Origin of the sequence: Streptomyces sp. SID5785, from assembly GCF_009870065.1 — a bacterium.
Classification (GTDB): Bacteria; Actinomycetota; Actinomycetes; order Streptomycetales; family Streptomycetaceae; genus Streptomyces.
This window is the reverse complement of sequence record NZ_WWIA01001079.1, coordinates 1-1,552: the sequence shown is the minus strand read 5'-3', so window position 1 is coordinate 1,552 and position 1,552 is coordinate 1. Positions and strand designations below refer to the sequence as shown.

Annotated in this window: 3 protein-coding genes; 2 read left to right on the top strand and 1 reads right to left on the bottom strand. The window is 72.9% G+C overall.

Annotation, left to right across the window (positions count from 1 at the left end):
• Positions 1 to 89, top strand: an 89-nt coding sequence (locus GTW43_RS38370) for an alpha/beta hydrolase (RefSeq protein ID WP_237536974.1), incomplete at its 5' end; no start/stop codon positions are given.
• Between the two features lie 28 nt (positions 90 to 117).
• On the opposite strand, the gene GTW43_RS34945 is transcribed toward GTW43_RS38370, so the two are convergent.
• A complete protein-coding gene (locus GTW43_RS34945; protein ID WP_161305991.1) occupies positions 118 to 687 on the bottom strand; it encodes a hypothetical protein in 570 nt (189 codons plus the stop codon).
• A 136-nt stretch (positions 688 to 823) separates the two neighbouring features.
• On the opposite strand from GTW43_RS34945, the gene GTW43_RS34940 reads away from it, so the two are divergent.
• Complete coding sequence (locus GTW43_RS34940) at positions 824 to 1,423, top strand: TetR/AcrR family transcriptional regulator (RefSeq protein WP_161305990.1); 600 nt, start codon at positions 824 to 826, stop codon at positions 1,421 to 1,423.
• Positions 1,424 to 1,552 lie beyond the last annotated feature (129 nt).

The window sequence follows — 1,552 nt, the reverse complement described above, 5'->3', positions numbered from 1 at the left end:
TCGACAACGGCAACGCGTGCGGCGACGCGACGGTCTCCCGCTTCCTCGCCACCGGCACGCGCCCCGCCGCCGACGTCTTCTGCGACTGACCTGCCGCGGCGGGGTGGACCAGGCAGGTCACGCGCGCTTTCCGGCCCGGCCCAGGCGCAGCGCGGAGACGAGGAAGAAGACCCCGCCGAGGAAGGCGTATCCGGCGAGGGCGCCGAGTGAGGCGTTCTCGCCGCCGGCCTGCGCGGCGAACGACGCTCCGGCGAGCGTCGAGATGGCGCCGCTGAGGATCATCGGCCACTGGCCGCCCATGCGGCGGCGCAGGGCTCCGACGACGAGCTGGACGACTCCCGCGGTGATCGCCCAGGCGCCCCACACCCGCAGGACCGCCGGGATCCCGGAGGCCGCGGCGGCGGCCAGTCCGGCCGCGGTGAGGGTGCTGAGGGCGATGTTCGCGTAGAGGCCGCGCACGGGTCCGCCCGTCGCCCGCGCGGACCTGAGGTCGACCACGGCACAGGCCACGTCGAAGAGGGGGTAGAGCACCAGCAGTGTCGCGGTGAGGCCGCTCAGCTCCTTGCCGGTGGCGAACAGGAGGCCGGCCCACACGGCGGCGAACGCGAAGCGGAGCAGGTAGAGGCGGCGCAGCGCGGCCGGTGCGTTCACGGCGGGGATCTGCGGTGCGGCGAGGGTGGTGTCCATGACGGGTCCTTCTCGGTGCTCGACGGAGGGGGAACGCCCCATGAGGGAGAACGTTCGTTCTTCCTCCATTGAAGGCCCTTCCCGCCCTCCCGTCAAGACCGAACGTTCTCCCTCACTCGCTGGTACGGTGAGGGGCATGAGCACAAGCACGGAGGGCGGGAGCACGTCCGAGGCGCGGGCCCGGCTCCTCGACACGGCGACCCGGATCTTCTACGCGGAGGGCATCCACTCCGTCGGCGTGGACCGGATCATCGCCGAGGCGAAGGTCACCCGGGCCACGCTGTACCGGCACTTCAAGGGCAAGGAGGAGCTGATCCTCGCCTACCTCCAGCAGGCCGACCACGGCATCCGCGCCCAGGTCGCCGCCGCGCTGGCGCCGCAGGACCAGTCCCCGGCCGACGCCGTGCGCGCCGTGAGCCGGACGATCACGGACGGCATCCAGTACGAGGGCTTCCGAGGCTGCGCGTTCCTGAACGCGGCAGCCGAGTACCCCGACCCCGGACACCCCGTGCACCAGGCCGTCCTGGCGCACCGTCAGTGGTTCCAGGAGACCACCACGGAACTGCTGGCACGGGCGGGGTGCCGCCCGGCCGACGCGGTGGGCCGGCACTTCGTCATGCTCCGCGACGGAGCCATGGCGGCCGGCTGCCTCTCGGACGCGTCGCTCGTCTCGGAGACCTTCCTCGCCGGCGTCGAGGGCCTGCTCCGCACCACGGGGGATCCGGACCGGGCCTAGGTCGTGTCCGCAAAGTCCCTCCGTCCGCCCGGAGGGCGGGCCGGGCGGCGTCTGGTGCGTGCTCTCGGCGTGCCGGGTGCAAGGCCTCGTACTGGATGTACTCGGCCTTACGCCCGGTGCGGCGAGAGT